Annotated in this window: 1 protein-coding gene; it reads left to right on the forward strand. The window is 50.9% G+C overall.

Going from position 1 to position 1,328, the window contains the following annotated elements:
- Positions 1-1,328: transketolase family protein (locus ACXAH6_RS20320; protein ID WP_474879809.1), on the forward strand; the 1,328-nt coding region annotated here is incomplete at its 3' end.

The following is a 1,328-nucleotide window of genomic DNA, read 5'->3' on the forward strand; positions in this document are numbered from 1 at the left end:
ATGTCAGTGACCACCACACCTGCAGCTAACGCCATCCGCGTATTAGCCGTTGATGCCGTACAAAAAGCGAAATCAGGACACCCAGGCGCCCCGATGGGGATGGCCGATATTGCGACAGTATTGTGGCAAGATTTTTATCAACATAACCCGACGAACCCAGAGTGGGCTAACCGCGACCGTTTTGTGTTGTCGAATGGCCACGGTTCGATGTTGCAGTATGCGTTATTGCACTTGAGCGGTTATGACGTGTCGATGGAAGACTTAAAGCAATTCCGTCAATTGCATTCAAAAACACCGGGTCACCCAGAGTACGGGTATACACCGGGTGTTGAAACCACCACAGGTCCTTTGGGCGCAGGTATTGCGAACGCTGTGGGTATGGCGATTGCTGAGAAGACCTTGGCAGGCCAGTTTAACCAACCGGATTTCGACATTGTTGACCACTTCACCTATTGCTTCTTAGGCGATGGTTGTTTGATGGAAGGTATTTCACACGAAGCCTGTTCATTGGCAGGGACCTTGGGCCTTGGCAAATTGATTGCGTTTTGGGATGACAATGGCATTTCTATCGACGGTCACGTAGAAGGCTGGTTTACTGATGATACCGCTAAGCGTTTTGAGTCTTACGGCTGGCAGGTGATTCGTGATGTAGATGGTCACGATGCCAAAGCCATTGCTGCTGCGATTGAAGCAGGCCAAGCAGAAACCAGCAAGCCCACGCTGATTTGCTGTAAAACCATCATTGGTTACGGCTCACCGAATAAATCAGGTAGCCACGATTGCCACGGTGCGCCATTAGGTGACGACGAAATCGCAGAAGTGCGTAAGTTCTTGAACTGGGAACATGCGCCGTTTGAAATCCCTGCAGACATTTATGCCCAGTGGGATTGCAAAGCGAAAGGCCAAGGCCTGGAAAGCGAATGGGACAGCTTGTTCGAGGCGTACAAAGCGGCTCACCCGAAACTGGCGGCCGATTTTACTCGCCGTGTGATTAAAGGCGAACTACCGGCAGAGTTAAATGAGAAAGCGGACGAATTTGTACGTAGCTGCCAGGCGAATGCACAAGACATCGCAACGCGTAAAGCGTCACAAAATGCGATTGGCTTCTTCGCGAACTTGCTACCAGAAATCATCGGCGGCTCAGCCGACCTTGCCGGCTCAAACCTAACCTTGTGGCCAGAAGCCAAAGGCATTCAAGACGACGCAGCAGGCAACTATGTGTTCTACGGCGTACGTGAATTTGGTATGAGTGCGATTATGAACGGTATTGCCCTGCACGGTGGCTTTATCCCGTTCGGTGCAACCTTCTTGATGTTTATGGAATACGC

Source organism: Alteromonas sp. ABE4_545, assembly GCF_056161325.1.